Source organism: Streptomyces sp. AA4 (assembly GCF_000158875.1).
Lineage (GTDB): Bacteria > Actinomycetota > Actinomycetes > Mycobacteriales > Pseudonocardiaceae > Amycolatopsis.
This window is the reverse complement of record NZ_GG657748.1, coordinates 210,984-228,175: the sequence shown is the minus strand read 5'-3', so window position 1 is coordinate 228,175 and position 17,192 is coordinate 210,984. Positions and strand designations below refer to the sequence as shown.

Annotated in this window: 15 protein-coding genes; 6 read left to right on the top strand and 9 right to left on the bottom strand. The window is 68.6% G+C overall.

Annotated elements, in window-relative coordinates:
- Positions 1 to 90 precede the first annotated feature (90 nt).
- From SSMG_RS45870 to SSMG_RS41365, 6 genes are all read right to left on the bottom strand, one after another.
- The gene (locus SSMG_RS45870; RefSeq protein WP_037719269.1) at positions 91 to 834 is read right to left on the bottom strand and encodes a cysteine hydrolase family protein; all 744 of its coding nucleotides are present in this window, start codon (positions 832 to 834) and stop codon (positions 91 to 93) included.
- A gap of 50 nt (positions 835 to 884) precedes the next feature.
- The gene (locus tag SSMG_RS41385; protein ID WP_050788567.1) at positions 885 to 2,906 is read right to left on the bottom strand and encodes a CocE/NonD family hydrolase; all 2,022 of its coding nucleotides are present in this window, start codon (positions 2,904 to 2,906) and stop codon (positions 885 to 887) included.
- Positions 2,907 to 2,944: 38 nt separating this feature from the next.
- On the bottom strand, positions 2,945 to 3,802 hold the full coding sequence (locus SSMG_RS41380) for a CoA ester lyase (protein WP_009086397.1): 858 nt from the start codon (positions 3,800 to 3,802) through the stop codon (positions 2,945 to 2,947).
- A 49-nt stretch (positions 3,803 to 3,851) separates the two neighbouring features.
- Positions 3,852 to 5,135 (bottom strand): CaiB/BaiF CoA-transferase family protein, encoded by a 1,284-nt coding sequence (locus tag SSMG_RS41375; RefSeq protein ID WP_009086396.1) that lies wholly within the window; start codon positions 5,133 to 5,135, stop codon positions 3,852 to 3,854.
- Positions 5,132 to 5,662, bottom strand: coding sequence for a MaoC family dehydratase (locus SSMG_RS41370; protein ID WP_009086395.1), 531 nt, complete (start codon positions 5,660 to 5,662; stop codon positions 5,132 to 5,134). Before SSMG_RS41370 ends, SSMG_RS41375 begins: the two co-directional genes overlap by 4 nt.
- Positions 5,663 to 5,901: 239 nt before the next feature.
- Positions 5,902 to 6,612 (bottom strand): FadR/GntR family transcriptional regulator, encoded by a 711-nt coding sequence (locus SSMG_RS41365; RefSeq protein ID WP_009086394.1) that lies wholly within the window; start codon positions 6,610 to 6,612, stop codon positions 5,902 to 5,904.
- Positions 6,613 to 6,844: 232 nt separating this feature from the next.
- Here SSMG_RS41365 and SSMG_RS41360 point away from each other — a divergent pair, with 232 nt between their 5' ends.
- Complete coding sequence (locus tag SSMG_RS41360) at positions 6,845 to 8,233, top strand: MFS transporter (RefSeq protein ID WP_158688166.1); 1,389 nt, start codon at positions 6,845 to 6,847, stop codon at positions 8,231 to 8,233.
- Between the two features lie 253 nt (positions 8,234 to 8,486).
- Here the strand turns inward: SSMG_RS41360 and SSMG_RS41355 are convergent, their stop codons facing one another.
- The gene (locus SSMG_RS41355; RefSeq protein ID WP_037719267.1) at positions 8,487 to 9,413 is read right to left on the bottom strand and encodes an AraC family transcriptional regulator; all 927 of its coding nucleotides are present in this window, start codon (positions 9,411 to 9,413) and stop codon (positions 8,487 to 8,489) included.
- A 600-nt stretch (positions 9,414 to 10,013) separates the two neighbouring features.
- On the opposite strand from SSMG_RS41355, the gene tsrT reads away from it, so the two are divergent.
- Positions 10,014 to 11,678, top strand: a complete 1,665-nt coding sequence (gene tsrT, locus SSMG_RS41350) for a tryptophan 2-C-methyltransferase (protein ID WP_009086391.1) — start codon at positions 10,014 to 10,016, stop codon at positions 11,676 to 11,678.
- A 73-nt stretch (positions 11,679 to 11,751) separates the two neighbouring features.
- Here tsrT and SSMG_RS41345 read toward each other — a convergent pair whose 3' ends face one another.
- Complete coding sequence (locus tag SSMG_RS41345; protein ID WP_037719265.1) at positions 11,752 to 12,315, bottom strand: hypothetical protein; 564 nt, start codon at positions 12,313 to 12,315, stop codon at positions 11,752 to 11,754.
- A 291-nt stretch (positions 12,316 to 12,606) separates the two neighbouring features.
- On the opposite strand from SSMG_RS41345, the gene SSMG_RS41340 reads away from it, so the two are divergent.
- From SSMG_RS41340 to SSMG_RS41325, 4 genes are all read left to right on the top strand, one after another.
- Positions 12,607 to 14,088, top strand: coding sequence for a tryptophanase (locus SSMG_RS41340; protein ID WP_234392914.1), 1,482 nt, complete (start codon positions 12,607 to 12,609; stop codon positions 14,086 to 14,088).
- A 142-nt stretch (positions 14,089 to 14,230) separates the two neighbouring features.
- The gene (locus tag SSMG_RS41335) at positions 14,231 to 14,743 is read left to right on the top strand and encodes a hypothetical protein (RefSeq protein ID WP_037719263.1); all 513 of its coding nucleotides are present in this window, start codon (positions 14,231 to 14,233) and stop codon (positions 14,741 to 14,743) included.
- 103 nt (positions 14,744 to 14,846) lie between these two features.
- Positions 14,847 to 15,146, top strand: a complete 300-nt coding sequence (locus tag SSMG_RS41330; protein WP_158688165.1) for a hypothetical protein — start codon at positions 14,847 to 14,849, stop codon at positions 15,144 to 15,146.
- Between the two features lie 276 nt (positions 15,147 to 15,422).
- Complete coding sequence (locus tag SSMG_RS41325) at positions 15,423 to 15,842, top strand: hypothetical protein (RefSeq protein ID WP_158688164.1); 420 nt, start codon at positions 15,423 to 15,425, stop codon at positions 15,840 to 15,842.
- Positions 15,843 to 16,144: 302 nt separating this feature from the next.
- Here the strand turns inward: SSMG_RS41325 and SSMG_RS41320 are convergent, their stop codons facing one another.
- On the bottom strand, positions 16,145 to 17,050 hold the full coding sequence (locus SSMG_RS41320) for a hypothetical protein (RefSeq protein WP_050788565.1): 906 nt from the start codon (positions 17,048 to 17,050) through the stop codon (positions 16,145 to 16,147).
- Positions 17,051 to 17,192 lie beyond the last annotated feature (142 nt).

The following is a 17,192-nucleotide window of genomic DNA, read 5'->3' as shown; positions in this document are numbered from 1 at the left end:
GGAACTGTTGTCCGGTAAGGGACCTGTCGTGGGTCACGCAGTCGAACTGGATACGGGCAGCGCAGATTTCGGGCGCTGCCAAGGGAAGCGTCACGTTGTGGCGGGTGCGCGGTCCGTGGTTGTGATCGAGGCGAGGCGGTCGGCGACCTCGTCGGTGGTCACGGCGGTTCCCCACAGCCGGTGGAAGTGCTCGACCGCGGAGCGGTGCATCGCCGGGTCGAACGCGGCGCTGGCGTCGGCCAGCACGTAGGTCCAGTATCCGCGGTCACTGGCGTCCAGTGCCGTGAGATGCACGCATCCGTCGCTGGCGATACCGCCGAGCAGCAGGCTCCGGACCTGGAGGCTGCGCAGCGTGCTGTCCAGGCCGGTCGAGGTGAACGCGCTGCGGGTCACCTTGTTGAGCACGACCTCGCCGGGCCGCGGGGCCAGCTCGGCGACCACCTCCCGCCATGTCGAGACGGGATCCAGGCCAGTCGCCGCAACGGCCGCGCCGGTGCTGTCCTCGAACCTTCGCCGGATATGCGGCAGCAGGTCGCCTCGGTCCAGGCGCTGCGCGCCCGTGGTGACGTGCACGATCGGGAGGTCGGCGGCCCGGTACAGGGTCAGGATCCGGTGCAGGTTCGGGATGACCGTCTCCTGCGCGGCGCGGTAGAACTCCGCGAACAGCCGGGGAAACTCCGCCCGCAGACGGGTGCCGATGGGGCCCGCCGGGTCGAGGTAGTAGCGCTGCATGTCGATGATCACGAGCGCGGAGTCCTCGGGATCGTAAGGGACGTCGGGAAAGCGGATCGGGTACGACGCCCGATCCGGTCCCGCGGGCTCATGCTGGGCCATGGCCATTCCTTCCAGTCCGCACAGGCTCGCTGCCGCCGGCGGCACGGGTGTCAACGCTGTACGGGCAGTGGCGCCGTCGCCGCCGGCTCTCCGAGCGGGTCGCGCTCCGGAGAGGGCACGGTCGCCGGATCGATCTCGTCGACCGGGGCATCCCAGGTGCGGGAGAACACCGTGTCGCCGTCGATCGACACCTCCCCGCGCACCCACAGGCTGGCGGCGGTGCAGCGGACGCTGACCGCCGCCGTGAGCGTCTCGCCGGTATTGAGGTGCACGAGCGCGCGGTAGCGTCCACGGGCCACCGACGCCTCCGGGCGCGCACGCAGCACCGAGGCGGTGGTCTCGTGCTCGATCTCGACCAGATGCCCGCTGCCGGGCACAGTGGTGTCGCTGCGCTGGCCGAAGCGGACCTCGATGCCGTCGTTGACGTAGTCCCGGGTGACGTTCCATGTCCCGCCGTAGCCGGGGATGTCGGGGGTGGGCTTCCCGAACCAGCCCACCCGTTTCGCGCCCTCCAGGCGTGTGACGTCGCCGTCGGCGCCCAGTGCCTCGTCGACGACCGGCAGGTGTGCCTCGATGCGGACGACATGCAGGGGAGAGGGCGAGGGAAGCGGACGAAGGAGGGGAAAATCCGCGTCGCTGACCGCGATCCGCAGGCGGTGGCCGGCGGCGACCCGATACGCGGTGCGGCGCAACCGGATGCGATAGCGGTCCCGTCGTTCGGTGGGGCATGCGACACCGCCCACGATCAGGGTGGACCGGCCCTGCGGGTCGACATCGGTCAAGCGCGCCACCAGTCGCTGCGGCACGGGCTGGCCCTCCGCCGCAAGGGTCACCGTGACGGACGGCATCCCGGTGATCAGCACGTCGTCGTCCAGCGCGAGGCTCGTCGCGCACAGCGAACGGCTGTCGTCCTCGTGCTGGTCCTCCGGCCAGCCGAACCCGTAGCCGACGATGTTGCTGAGCCCGGCTTGCGCGCCGACGGTCGGGTCGGGGTCATACACCCCGATGACGGATCCGCCGCACGCGTCGGCTGTTGCATCGACGGCGTCGACCAGCGTCGGGGAGCCGGCCGTGCTCAGGCGCAGGTCCTCCTTGCCGGGAGGCCACGATGCGTAGGTGCGCCATTGCGGGCGCTCGCCCTGGATGTAGACGGTGACCGGCGGTTCCTCGTCGACGCCGTTGGCCGTTCCTGAAAGCCAGCGATCCCACCACCTCAATGCCGAGGCCAGGAAGTCGATCGGCTCCACGGGCGAGAGATGGGGCAGGGTGTGCATCCAGGGGCCGACAAGAAGTTTCTTGGGTGCCTCGACCTGTTCGTAGCCTCGGATGGTGGAGTTCATGTAGATGTCGCGCCAGCCGGTGACGAACATCGTGGGCGCCGTGATGCGGCCGGTGTCGATCGTCCAGTCCCGCCACCGCGGGTCCGCAGCCGCGAGGTTGCCGACCATCAGGCTGGGATCGAGGGCAGCCAGCCGCTGCCGCCACCGGCGCTCTTCCGTTGGCGAGGAATAGTTTCCCAGCGCGGGAAGCAATCGCTGCAGCACGTTCGCCCCGGCGCGCCGGACCTTGTTCTGCACATCGCTGCGGGCGCCGCAGTGGGTCACGGAATCCCACTGCAGGTCGAACGGGTTGGTCATCGCGATCAGCGCCTTCAGCGCCGGCGGGTTCCGGCACGCGGTGAACGCGGTGATCATGCCGTTGGCGCAGAATCCCCACATTCCCACCGCACCGGTGCACCAGGGTTGTTTCGCGGCCCACTCGATCGCCGCCACCCCGTCGTCTCCCTGCGCGGGATCCAGCATCGACCGCAGGGCTCCGTCGGATGATCCGATGCCTTGGACGTCCACCAGCAGACAGCCGTAGCCGCGTTCGGCGAAATACCGCAACGAGGATTCGTATTTCACGCCGGCCATGAGGTCCCGGCGATACGGGGACAATTGGATGACCGCCGGGACCGGGTTCTCGGTGACCGGGAGCCACACGTCGGCTGAGAGGGTGACCGCCGGGTCGGTGGTGGGGATGCGCACGTCGCGCAGGACGCGCACCTCGTGCCGCGCGGACGTCGTCGTCATCGGCTTCTCCTCGAGGACATGGTTTCCGGGTGTCGTGGTCACTTCGCGCCTCCGGCGGCGCTGGTGTCGGCGGGTGCGGGCGGGGCTGGGACGGGGCGGGAGGCCAGCCCCTCAGCGGGCGCCCGGGAGGCTTGGGCCAGCAGCGCGCGGGCGCGGGCGAGGATGGGCTGGTCGACCATGCCGCCGTTCACGACGGTCGCAGCCCCGGTGCCGACGCTGTCGACCACGGAGCGGGCCCACCGGATTTCCTCGCGCGAGGGGGCCAGCTCGCGATGCGTGGCGGCGATCTGGCGGGGGTGAATGCACAGCCGTCCGGTGAAGCCGAGTTCGCGCGCGTGCCGGGTGTCGGCGGCGAGCAGGGCCTCGTCGTCGATCGCTGTGGTCACCCCGTCCAGCGGCGGCGCGATCCCGGCGGCCGCGGCTGCCAGCACGACGGCCGATCGGGCTGCGGCGAGTGCCCGGTGGCTGGTGTGGGCGACACCGAGCTCGGCGGCAAGGTCGCCGTTGCCGAACGCCAGCCGGGCCACACCGGGGACCGCGGCGATCGCCGGGGCGTTCACGATGCCTTGCGCGGTCTCGAGAATGGGGATGACCCATGACTCCGGCGCCAGCAGTCCCCGTACGTCCTCGACGTCGTCTGCCGTGCCGGTTTTGGGCAGGAGCACGACCGCCGGCCCTTCGAGCGACGCCAGGTCCTCGCGGTACCAGCGGGTACGCCGATCGTTGACTCGTACGATGCCCGCGCCGCCCTGCGCACGCCACCGCCGCACCTGCTCGCGTGCCCGCGCCTTGTCGGCGGGCGCGACCGCGTCCTCGAGATCGAGCACGACGGCGTCAGCGCCCGAAGCCGCGGCCTTGGCGAAACGATCGGGTCGTGAGCCAGGTACGAACAGCATCGTCCGTGCCGTCGTGACAAGCGCCGGCGGATGCGATCGAGGGCGAGACTCAGCGACGGTCATCGGAACCGCTCCTGCGCCCGCCGCCGGTCAGGTGTTCACCGCTGCCGCCCGCCCGCGGCGCGGGGAACCTGTCGGTGGGTCCGAAGGCTCCGGCTGCGCGCAGTTCGGCCACGGTGCTCTCTCCGAAGCCCAGCAGTTCGCGCAGCACCGCCGCGGTGTGCTCGCCGCGTCCGGGGGCCCGCTCGTGGTCCTTCCGGGCCGCTCCCACCCGCACCGGGGTGTTGACCTGTGCGACGGTGCCTGACGTGGGATGGCTCGTCGAGATGATCAGATCGCGAGCCAGGGTGTGTTCGTCCGACAGCGCCTGCTCGACGGTGTTGATCGGGCCGCAGGGCACGGACGCGGCGCGCAGGTCGGCCAGCCACTGCTCGACGGTGCGGCCGCGGAATTCCTTGTCGAGAATCGCTTCGAGCTCGTCCCGATGGGCCAGCCGGTCGGCGAACGCGGTGAACCGCGCATCGCAGAGCAGGTCCGGCCGTTCGAGAACGCGCACCAGACGCTGCCAGAACTTCTCCTTGGCGCAGCCGACGACGAGCCATCCGTCGGCTGCGGGAAACACTTGGAAAGGCACCAGCGACGGATGTGCGGAGCGGCGGGTCCGCGGGGGCTCGAATCCCTCGTTGAGGTGCCAGGTCGCCAGGTAGTTGAGCATGCTGATCGCGGTGTCGAACAGGCTGACGTCGCAATCCATGCCCACACCGCTGCGTCGGGCCGCGTGCACGCCGGCCAGCAACGACAACGCGGCGGCGTATCCGCCGGAGAAGTCCACCAGCGACAGCCCCGACTTGGCCGGCGGCGAGCCCGGCTCCCCGGTCAAGGTCATCCAGCCGGCGTAGCCCTGGAGCACGTAGTCGTAGCCGGGCTCGCCGGCCCGCGGTCCCGTCATCCCGAACCCCGACAGCGAGCAGCACACGATCGCCGGGTTGAGGATTTTGAGATCGTCGTACCGGATCCGCAGCCGTGCCGGGACGTCGCCGCGGAGGTTCGAATACACCGCATCGGCGCGGCGCACCAGGCCCTCGAAAACCTGTCGGCCGCGCGCGTTGCGCAGATCCAGGCTGATGCTGTGTTTGTTGCGGTTGAGGGACTGGAAGAACAGCGAGTCCTCGCCCTCGGTGTAGGGCGGAACGTACCGAGCCACGTCGCCTCCGGCGGCGGGATCCTCGATCTTGATCACTTCTGCCCCGAGGTCGGCCAGCAGCAGGGAACCGAACGGGCCGGCCCCGTACTGTTCGATCGCGAGGACGCGCACGTCGTCCAGCGGCCTCATGCCAGGCTCGCTTCCGGTGCGGTGAAGGGTGTTTTGGCGGCGGGGAACGCTGCGGGGGCGGTGTGGCCGCGTTTGTGGACGAGGAAGGTGCGGGTGTAGGAGAGCACTTGTTCGCCGTCCTGGTTGAGGCCGCGGGTTGTCACCTGCACCAGCCCGGCGTGCGGGCGGCTGCGGGATTCGCGCTTGTTCAGCACCGTGGTTTCGGAGTAGAGCGTGTCGCCGGCGAACACGGGGCGGGTGAGCTTGATGTCTTCCCAGCCGAGGTTGGCGATGGCGTTGAAGCTGGTGTCGATCACGCTCTGCCCCGCCACGATCGCCAGCGTCAGGGTCGAGTTCACCAGGCACCGCCCGAACTCGCTGGCCTCGCCGGCCGCGTTGTTGAAATGGATCTGCGCCGTGTTCATCGTCAGCAGCGTGAACCAGGTGTTGTCGGTCTCGGTCACCGTCCGCCCCAACGGATGCTGATACACGTCGCCCACCTCGAAATCCTCGTAAAACCTTCCCCGCCAGCCAGTCTTGACAGTCATTCCTCATCTCCCGAATGCAATCGTTCCGACGATTCCGAAAACCGTCGCCCCGCGAGCGGAAAGCGCGGCGAACGTTCGAGCGTCCGGCCGGTCGAGCGGCAGACGACGGGCCGGGTCCGCGAGTCAGGACTGCGCGGCGAAGCCTTGCCTTGGCGGACCTTGCGGACGGGGTCCGAATTTTCGCGGCGGCTACGTTCAGGAGCGTAAACGTCCAATAGTTAGGCGTCAACCGTCAGCGGTCACGACTCGGCCATGTCCTGGTAGTAATGACGGCGAGCGGCGCGCAGATGCGCGCGCATGGCCTCGCGGGCGCCGGCCTGGTCCCGGCGGTCGAGGCAGTCCAGGATCTCGCGGTGGTCCTGATCGACCTCGAGCCAGGTCCGCGCCGGCGCCCGGTCGCGCAGGAAGCGCTCTTCCAGCACCCGGAACACCGGGCCGGCCACCAGGGCCAGCAACGGATTGTGCGTGGCCTGCAGGATGCCCAGGTGGAAGCCGCCGGTGCAGCTGAAGACCCGGTCCGGTTCGACCCGGTACGGGTCGAACAGCGTCGCCCGCAGGGCCGCGAGCTCCTCGTCCGTGCGGTGCAGCGCCGCGATCTCGGCGGCGGGGACCTCCAGGATCTCCCGGGTCTGCACCAGATTCTCGACCGACACGTCGCTGCCGGCCATGAGGGACAGCGCGGTCCGCAGCGAGCCGCTGACCGAATCCGCCGAGGGGCGCGCGATGAACGTTCCGCCCCGGGCGCCCACCTTGATCTCGAGCAGCCCCTGTCCGGCCAGGGATTTCAGGGCTTCGCGGACGGTGTTGCGGGCGACGCCGTGGCGAGCGGCCAGGTCGGCTTCCGAGGGCAATCGCTCGCCGATCTGCAACGCTCCGCTCTCGATCTGCTCGCGGAGGTCTTGTTCGATTCGCCGCCCCGGCGTGACCGTGACGTTGTCGCCTTGTCCCATCCAAGCTCCTCTGTGCTGCCGCCCCCGGATGCGGGGAGGCGGCGACGGTTGACAGTGTGATGCAGGTCGCTTACTTTACCTCAAACGTCCAATCATTTGGCGCGGTCGTGGTCCCGTTCACGCTGGCGACCTCGTCTCTGTGCTGCTTCCCGACGCTTCCGGGACGTTCCGTCGGGACAAGGGGGTCAACGAGCTGGTTCTCTATTACTGAAAGGACTCAACGGTGAGTCTCTTGGACCCGCAAGCTCATGCTGCGACGAGCGGACACGGCAGGACGTCGATTGCGGCACGACTGGAACGCTTGCCCTTCACCGGCTATCAGAAGAAGCTCGGCGGGATTCTGGCCACCTGCTTCATGCTCGACGGCATCGACTTGAACATGGTCTCGTTCCTGCTCGCGCCCATCAGCCACGACCTGCGCCTCAAATCGGGTGCGGCCGCGCTGGTCGCCAGCGCCGGGTTCGTCGGCATGGGCTTGGGAGCCACCGTCGCCGGCATGCTGGCCGACCGGTGGGGGCGCCGCCTGGTGTTGATCAATTCAATGCTGGTGTGGGGAATCGCCAGCCTGCTCACAGCCTTCGCCTGGAACCTGCAGTCGTTCATCGCATTCCGTGTCCTCACCGGAATTGGGATCGGCGCCGAGCTCCCGGTCGCTTTCGCGCTCGTGGCCGAGTTCATGCCGGCCGATCGTCGCGCGCGCCTGACCGGATGGATGCAGGTGGCCGGGAACGCCGGAAACGCCGCGTTCAACGGACTGGCGTTGGCGGCTGTCGCCATCGCGGGGATCTCGCTCGGCTGGCGAGCGATGTTCGCGGTGATGTTCGTCGCGTCCGCGTTCGCTCTTTATGTGCGGCGCAGTTTCCCGGAATCGCCGCGGTGGTGCGAATCCCGCGGTCTGCACGACCGTGCCGACAACGGCATGCGCGCTATCGAAGAGGCAGTCCAGCGCTATACCGGGGCGCCGTTGCCGGCGCCGGTCGCGATCGACACAGCCCGCACGGAAGACAAAGAACGCGCGGGGTTCCGCGAACTCCTGTCGCGCGCCTATCGCAGCCGGACGCTCCTCTGCTGGGCGTTGTGGCTGGTCGTGTTGTTCGCCTTCTACGGCATCAGCACTTGGGTCGGCAAGCTTCTGGTCGACCGCGGCATGAGCATCTCGAAGTCCATCCTGGTCGGATTGCTGATCTCGCTGGCCGGCATTCCCGCCGCCTGGGCGGTCGGGCACGCGATGGACCGCATCGGCCGCAAAGTGGTGCTCGTCTGCGCGCTTGCGCTTGTCGCGGCGGCCGCCTTCGCGTACGGACACGCGGCATCTTTCGGCCTCGTGGTGGCCACCGGCGCGGTCATGCAGTTCGCGCTGACCGCGGTGGCCACGTCGTTGTACGTCTACAGCCCGGAGCTGTTCCCGACGCGCGCTCGCGGCACCGGCATGGGAACGGCGTCCACGGCCGGGCGAGTCTCCGCGATCGCCGGCCCTTTGGCTGTTCCTCCGATCATTCTCGCGTTCGGCTACACGGGAACCTTCGTCGCCTTCGCGCTGTGTTTCCTCGTCGGGGCGATATTGGTGGTCTTGTTCGGCCCGGAGAGCAAAGGGCGCGTCCTGGAAGACGTCTCCGCCTGAGCGAGGCGCGGCACTGTCGACGAGTCCTCGCGCGGGCCGCGAGGTTCGCCGGAACCGCAGCCGCGGTCACTCGGACCGGCAGGTGCCCGAGGGTTGCGTGGGCCGGGTGATTCTGGAGCGATCCCGCGCGGCGTGCGCATCCGGGCAGGGCCGCTCTCGGCCCTGCCCGATCGCGAGACCGTGCGAGTGCCTTGTGGCATTGACGGGCCCCGGACGCGGCCCGGGCAGCCGGCCCTCGCGTGCGTCTGCTGAATCAGCCGCGCAGGGTTTCCTTGGGGCTTTCCCCGAAGAGCTGCCGGTATTGCCCGGATGCGCGGCCGTGGTGGTGCAGCCCGCAGCGGGCGAATACGCCGGTGACCTTCAGGCTGCCGGGCGCCGCGTCGCGGAGGATGCTGCGTGCTTTGCGGAGCCGGGCTTCGAGCAGTTCGCCGGTGAAGGTGCTGCCGGCTTCGTGGAATGCCGCTTGGAGGGTGCGCTTGCCGATGCCGAGGTCACCAGCGAGGCTGTCGATGGTCCACGGTTCGTCGACGCGTTGCCGGATCGCGGCGAGCGCAGCGTTGACATGGCGCCGAGACGCGATGTGCGACGGCTCGGGCGAGCGGGAATCGTAGCTCGGCGACTGTGTGCGGAACAGGCCGAGCATGAGACTTTGTTCCCAGGTGCGAGCCAGGAACGAGTCGGAAAACAGGCTCGACGTGCCGTCGAGATCTCGGGCCATGGTACGCGCAATGTCCGCCCATCCGGCTCCATAGCCCGTGGCGACGTCCATTCCCGGATGGAAGGTCACGGGCCCGTCGTCCAAAAGATGGCCGGCGTGCTCGCGCAGGAATTCTTCCAGCGCGCTGCGTTCGATTCGCACGATCAGCTTCACGCAGTCGGCGCTCCAGCGCATGCTCAGCGGCTGGTCGGGATCGGGGATCGTGGCAAGCCCGGGATGCGATTCGATCTCGTTGTCGCCGGATCGCACCAGCGCGTGCCCGGCCAACGGGATCATGACGACGAAGAATTCTTTGAGCGGCCTCGGTTCGATTACGACCTCGCTGCCGTACCCGACGAGGACCATTCCGATGTCGCGCAGCTTTTTCGTGCGCATCCATGCGTCGAGTCCGCTTCCGCGCCCGACCGGTTTCAGGCGGTGAGGACAGAAGATCCTCTCCACCCGGTCGCGCACGTAGTCCACGTCACCGGAGCGAAACAGTTCGTTGCCTCTCAGCAACGACAGAGGTTCATGCGCATGAACCTTTGTCATCGGTACCCCCCGATCCTTCCGGCGTTCGCCCTTCGGTGCCGCCGTCGCACCTTCAGTGCCATTCTTGTCTCCTCGGCGGACCGCACCATACCTCCAATCGGGCAACATGTATTCTGCAATTTGCAGATCCGGTGCGGCCAAGATGACCGGCGGGGCGAACAGGTTCGGGCGATCCCTAATCCCCGAGACGAGGGTTTCGCGTGTGCACGATGAGCGTGTCCGTTAGGCAGCCGGACGGACACGCTCATCGTCGGCTGCAGTTGCTTCGCACAGCGCCATCGCAGGCGTGCAACCTGATCAGCAGCCCAGTCCAGATCGTGCTGATCGCCGTCCAGTTCGCGCGAAACTGCTGACCTCCCGCGCGCGTTGCGTTGTGATAGGAGGCGGGGCGGATCGCGCTCTGCCACGCGGATCAGGGGACTGTGCAAGGCGACCCGGACTCAGCGGGGCTCCGCCGTTGACGGGCCTCGCCGCACTGGCGAGCCGTCGCGATCCGCTGAAAGTCGGCTTGGTGCCAAGAAAGGACAGGGAATGTCTTCGGGCCTCGTGACGCTGGTGAACCCGAATCTGGTGCATCCGCCGATCACGCCGTACGCGTTGGACATCTTGGGGACGTCGTTGGAGGCGGCAGGCTTCGACGTCGAAGTGCTGGACCTGTGTCTTGACCGGGAGGGCTGGTCGACGCGGGTGGAGCAGTACTTTTCACGGCGTTCGCCGCTGCTGGTGGGTGTGACGATCCGCAACACCGACACGATCTATCCGCAGGAGCAGCGGGTCTTCCTGGGTTCGCACCGGAAGATCATCGCTGCGATCGCCCGCCGCACCCAGGCCCCGATCGTGGGCGGCGGCGTCGGGTTCTCCTCGATGCCGTTCGCGCTGGTCGACTATTTCAACCTCGATTTCGGCGTGAAGGGTCCCGGCGAGGTCACCCTCGTGCGCCTCGCCGAGGCTCTGGCTGCCACAGGGGACGGCAGTCGCGTGCCGGGAGTCATCGCGAAGGATCACGCCGGACAGCTCCGGGAGAACAATCACGGCAGTGCGCGGCTCGACCGGGGACGGACCCGTCTGGTCAACCTCGTGACGCCGTACAGGCGGTATTCCGGGCGCGAGGACAAGGTCGACAACCTGGCCTACTACCGCTTGGGCGGACTCGGCAACATCCTCACCAAGAACGGGTGCACCTATGCCTGCACCCATTGCGTCGAGCCGGACGCGAAGGGCAGCCGGTTCGCGCTCCGCCCGCCGGGCGCGGTGGTCGACGAGATGCACTCCCTTCTGGAACAAGGGGTGCATGATTTGCACACGACCGACAGCGAGTTCAACCTCAACATCGCGCACAGCAAGCGGGTGTTGCGCGAGATCATCCGCCGGAAGCGGGCCGATCCGTCCTCGCCGTTGCACCGACTGCGGTTGTGGGTCTACGTGCAGCCCGCGCCGTTCGACAGGGAGTACGCGGCGCTGCTCGCGGAGGCCGGGTGCGCCGGCATCAACGTCGCCCCGGATCACATGCGGCCCGATCTGTTGGACGGATGGAAAGTCACCGGCAAGGGACACCGGTTCTACGATGTCGGCGACGTGGCCGAAGTCTGCTCGTGGGCGCGCGAGTACGACATTCCCACGATGGTCGAGGTGCTGTTGGGTATGCCCGGAGAAACGGCGTCGACGTTGCGCGACTGTGTACGCAGCACCCTTGCTCTCAACGCCACCGTTGTCGGCTACACGCTCGGCATCCGAGTCTTTCCGTACTCGCCCTTGGGGCAACAGTTGGCCGAACTGAGCGGTGGCACGTCGGCGGTGCCGGGGGTGCAATCCAACACCGCAACGGAGCCCATCATGCTCGCCCCGCGTCGCCGGTGCGCGGATGCTGCGGCCTACGAACGGCAATTCATGTTCGACGCCCGCGGCGGGTTCAGGCCGGTCTACTACTTTTCTCCCGAACTCCCCGACGGAGCGGGTGCGACAGCGCCCGGGGATCGCTGGCAGTCGAGCCTGGAATTGCTGTGGAACTGCGTCCCTTTCGGCGACCGGGATCGGGTCATGCTGCCCACGGCCCCCGGCTTGAGCCCAGAAGACAACAACTACGCGGACAACCCGTTCCTGCTTCGGCTGACCGAGTTGGGCTATACGGGCGCGTACTGGTCGCATTGGCCCGACCGCTACAAGATCATGGGCTCGCAGTCGCCCGCGAACGCCTGACCGGCTGCGGCAGCGCGGTTCCGGAGAAAGGCCCGACACGCACGGCCTCGACCCGTCCCCGAGCGTGCGCCGGCTAGCGGCCGAGCTGGCAGGACGCAAGGTCGAGCACCAGCTTCGTGGTCAGGTCGCTGTCCGCGCCGGACGTTCCTGTGTCAGGGCTCGTGACCAAGGCCTCAAGCACGCGTCGCCAGCCGCGGCCGGGGTCCGTGCGCACGTCGAGTTCGCCGGGCAGCCGCGGCGGCGCGTCCGCTCGCGTGCCCGCCGCCGCGCATACCCCCTCGGCCGCCAGGTGCACGAACAGGACGTCCGTGTTCGCGGCCCACGCCTGCCAATGCGGGTCGGCAGGGTCCACGACCACTGCCCGCTCGGGGGATGCGAGGGCGTCCGAACCACCGGAAGAGATCCGGACCTCACCGCGGGTCGGGAGCACCACGAGATAGGTCGTCAGCAGCGGCTGCATTTCGATCTCGACTGGGCCGCCGAAGCTCAAGCACGACACAGAGACCCCGCCGCCGAAATCCGCGTGCCGGCCGCGGGCGTCAAAGCGCTCGGGATCCAGCGGCTCCAACCGGAAGCAGGAAAGCCAATGCCGACGGTAGTTGTCCGAATCGACGATACGGCTGCGCTTTGCTGGCATCGCAGACCCTCCCACGCAAACGGGTGCTCGCCACGAAGACCAGGTCTCGCGATCCCTGGACCCGCGACGGCGCGGACCGACCGTGTGCGCAGCAGTTTGGCAGACGACCTCGTCGTTCCGGAACCTCCGCCCGGGCGAGTTGACCGCCACGGCCGGGATGCGAACGCCGGTGTCGCGTCGCGCGTGCAGCGGCACCCTGGCCCGCCGCCTCAATTGCGCAGTTCCGCCCCTGCGCGAACGGGATCATGAAGTGCGCGTTCGGGATAGTCGGCACAATGCCGAGCGCATACGGTGATCGCGAGGCTGCCTGAGGAAGGAACGGCCGCTGCCGCCGAACTGAGGAATGCGGATCCGGCGAAAAGCACCGCTGTCGCGCGGGAGCGCGGAGCAGGAGAGGACGACCGTCGTATGCCCGCGTTCATGGAGCCGTTTCGGATCAAGATGGTCGAGCCCATCCCGTTTCCCTCGCGGGAGGAACGCGAGCAAGCGCTGGCGGATGCCGGGTACAACCTGTTCCGGGTGCCGGCCAACGCAATCACCATCGATCTGCTGACTGACTCGGGCACTGCCGCGATGTCGGCGGCGCAATGGTCGGCGTTGGTCTCCGGCGACGAGTCGTACGCCGGGGCGCGCTCCTTTGCCCGTTTCGAACGAGTCGTTCGCGGCCTCACCGGCTACCGCGAGGTCATTCCGGTCCATCAGGGCCGCGCGGCCGAACGCATTCTGCTCGATGCTGTATTGGGTCCCGGCGAGCTGTGCGTGAGCAATACCCATTTCGATACCACCCGCGCCAGCGTCGAATCTGCGGGCGCCACCGCCCTCGACCTGCCCGCCAGCCGTGATCACGAACCTGGCTTCGGCGGCAATATCGACGTGGCCGCGACCGAGGCTCTGCTCGCCTCGCCCGACGGCCTGCGGGTGCGCTGTCTGGTTCTGACGATCACGAACAACGCCGGCGGCGGTCACCCGGTCTCGATGACGAACCTCCGGGCAGCCCGGGACTTGTGCGACACGTACGACGTTCCTTTGTTGCTGGATGCGTCTCGGTTCGCCGAAAACGCCTACTTGGTGACGGCCCGGGATCCCGCCTACGCCGGCCGGCATCCGCGGGACGTGGCCTGTGAAGCGTTTGAACTGGCGGATGGCTGCTGGGCGTCGTTGAAGAAGGACGGGCTCGGCAACATCGTCGGCCTTATCGCGCTACGCGATGCCGATCTTGCCGCGCGCTGCCGTGCACAGCTCATCGAAGTCGAGGGTTTTCCGACCTACGGCGGGCTCGCCGGCCGCGACCTCGATGCGCTCGCCCAAGGCCTCGAAGAAGTGACCGACCCGAGGTATCTGCGCTACCGCGCCGAGTGCGCGGCCTGGTTCGGATCTCAACTGGCCCGCGCGGGTCTTCCCGTCATCGAGCCCACCGGATGCCACGCGGTCTACCTTGACGCCGCTGTCCTTCTGCCTCATCTCCCGCCGCATCAACTTCCAGCGACCGCGCTCGCCAACGCGCTCTACGAGCACGGCGGCGTCCGCGTGTCCGACCTCGGCACGCTGGTGTTCGGCCGCCCAAACCCCGGCGGCGGCGCGGATATTCCGGCGCCGCGGGAACTCGTGCGCTTCGCGCTGCCCCGCCGCGTCTACACCCGCAGCCACCTCGAGTACGTCGTCGACAAGACATTGAGCGTGGCAGCGTCCGCGGCAAGCATTCCTGGCTACCACGTCGTCGAGCAGGCCCGCACGCTGCGTCATTTCACAGCCGTCCTCAAGCCGCTCACATGAGGTCGCGGGATCTCGCCACGCCTGGTGACCGACACGCTCGCCGGTCAGGACGCATCCTGCCTGGCGGGCTCGAGCAGCGGCTGTCGAGTCCGGCTGCCGAGGGGCTGCCCCCGGCGCAGCGATGGAGCGGAGGCCCGGCGAGGTGACCACGGGACATGCCGGCGTCGCCGCCACCGCCGAGGACGCCGCCGCCGTCCAGCGCGATCTGCTCGGCGCCCGCCATCGCGTGCGCGCCCTCGCCGACCGGATCGAGCTGCGCTACCGGGTCGCCGACGTCGAGCCGGGGATGACGCTGTGGCGGCTGACCTACCCGTATCCGGTCGAGCTGGTCATCGACGCTGCCCCCGCCTTCCTGTTCACCGCGCTCGACCCCGCCGGTGCCGGCGGCGAGGCCGAGTGGCTGCTGGACGGGCGAACCTACCGATGCCCGCCCGAGCCCGGCCTGGTGCTCAACCCCCGCGACCAGGCCACCCTGACCCTGCGCGAGCCCGTCACCATGCTGGTCCTGCGCGCCTCCCCGCGGTGGGCGGAGCTGGCGCTGAGGCAGCATCTGCGCGATCCCGCGCTGGACCGCGGCCCGCTGCGGTTCGACCGCATCGCCACCCCCGCCTGCGCCGACCTGATCACCGCACAGGCCGCACGCCTCCCGCGATGACCCGACAGCGCCGCGAGCCCCGGGCCCGCTGCTTGAGACGGACCCGCCCCGGACACGGAGAAAGCATTTGGAACGGAACCCGCACAGCGCGGACCTTCACGACATGCTCGCCGATCTCGAGGACTACCGCGCCAACCTGGGAACACGCGCGACGCCCGCTGCGTTCGCGAAGCGCATGGCCGCGACGCAGGCGCGCACCGGCAAGGCCGAGGCCGACATCCTGGCCCTGCGCAACACTGCCGCCCACCGGCAGGCGATGGACATGCTGAACATGATCGAACGGAACCCGCCTGGCGCGGACCCCGGCGCGAGCAAAGCCCTGCACGCGGTCACGCGGTTGCTGTTGGTCGGCATCATGCAAACCCTCGACGGCACCAGGGACGCGAACGAAATCCGGCCATGACCGGCCCTGGCGGGCCTTCGAGGCCGCCGGCGGTTCGAGCTCGCCGAACCCGGACCCCGTGTGTCAGCGGACGGGCATCGTCGTCAGGCACGCCAAGATTCTCGCAAACCTCGTGCCGTCGCGAAGTTGTTGCCCGCTTCGGCCACGTGGTGATCGCTGGCGCCACGGCGCGCTGGGCTCGGCTTCAGCTGTTCCGTCCTTGGCCGGGGCCCGGCCCGCGTGGCGGAGCGGGCGATTTACGTCGGGCGGGGACGTTCTGAGAGTTCACTGGGTGGCGTGCCTGGACCGCGCAACGAGTTCGAGGAGCACCTGGTGCAGCTCGCGGATGGTGTTCCGGGGTTCCACGCTGATGTTTCCGAGGTGATCGGCTACGACCTGGAAGAGCCGCGCGTCGCGGTGGGCTGTCCGCGGTGCGGGCGGACGCTGAACGAGGACGAGAAAGACCGGATGACGGCTCGAACCGCGGCCGGGGCCAGAAACGTGCTGATCTGCTTCGACTGCGAGTGCGCGGAGGAGGCCCGGATGCTGCGCGGCGGCGGCCTCCTCCGCCGCCGAGGGCCAGGAGATCCGGCTGTTGCGGGAATCCGCTCCGCTGCGCGGGATGAACGAGAGGCTGTCCGCATTGGGTTTCCGGTGCCGTCCGGCAGTGCCCCGGCTAGAGTCACCAGCCTGACGAGGGCCCGGGCCACCCGGTGAAAGGTCGGATTTCGCTGGGCGGCATCCGCAGGGGCCCTTCCAGCATCGGGCGGCGGCCAGCAGATGATCCGGTCCGCCTTGCAGGTAGATCTTGAGGAGAAACCGCAGACGCAGCGCGTATCACCAGCGCAGGCAGATAACGGCTTGCGTGGACGGAGGGCGTTGCCGCCTTCAAACCCGACGCCGACGGCGGCTGGACCTCAGACATGCAGCAACCGGCGGACCGGGCAGAACCTGTCCGACGAACGCTACGAAGCACTGCGCGGCATCGGCTGCACCGGCTGGCCAAAGAGATTCCGGGTCTAGTCTTCTTCTTTGCAGGAGAAGATGCCGTGTTCGACGGAGACCACGAACTCCTCGCCGGGCCACTCCTCGTAGGCTGCCTCGACTGCCGCAGGATCGCCCCATCGCTTCATGTGAGCGCCGTCGGCTTCGGTGCGGATGATGTAGCCGAATGGGCACTCACAGCCGGTGAGGAAGGTGTAGTGCCTGCCCGTTCGCTGAGTCGCGTAGGCCAGTTCCGCCGGGTACGCGGCCTCGTGCTTGCCGCAGTACAGCGGCAGCCGGATCAGCGTGCCGTCCAAGGTGCTGGCGGGGAGTTCGGTCGCGGGGGTAAACGCCGACAGCCGAACGCCCTCGACTTGGGAGATCAGGGTTTGCGCTCGGTTCATCCGGTCAAGCACGGCGTCGTCGGCGAATCCGGCCGCTGGCCACGGGACGGTGTCGGTGGGCGGCCAGATGTCCACAAACCCCCGCTGGGTAACCAGTTCCACGGCAAGTGCCGGCACGACGAAACGCACGCCCTGCACCAGCAGCCTGCCCAACACCAGCGTCATCGCGTAGCCCGAGGGCAGCGCGGGCGGAGACTGAGCGCCAGCCGCTTCGATGACGAACGGGGTGACCCAGGCCGACGCGGCGCGGAGATCACCGGTGTAGGAGCCGATCCAGTACTGGCTGAAGGGCAGTGGCTCCGCGCGGTCGCGATGGGCGTACAGGGCCGTGTACTCCTCGGGCGGCCCGCCCGGCCTGGGTCCGGTCGCCGAGGCCAGGAGGGACACGAGGGCGGTCTTGCACGTCCAGGCGGCGATCAGGGCCTGGTCATCGACCGACAGACGCCGGGGCTCGCCGCGGATCAGCGGCGTGAGCACGGGTTTGGCCTTGCGTTCGAGTTCGCTGAGCCAGCCGTTGTTGCAGGTGGCGCACACCATCCGCACTGTGGTGCGGAACGGCTTCGACGACCACTCTCGAGGGACCTGGTTGAGCGGCCCCGCGTGGTGGACGACGGGCGAAAAGCCGAGGCCGAGGCCAGTCAGCCAGTCGGGGAGGACGTGTTCTCGGGTCAATTCGGAT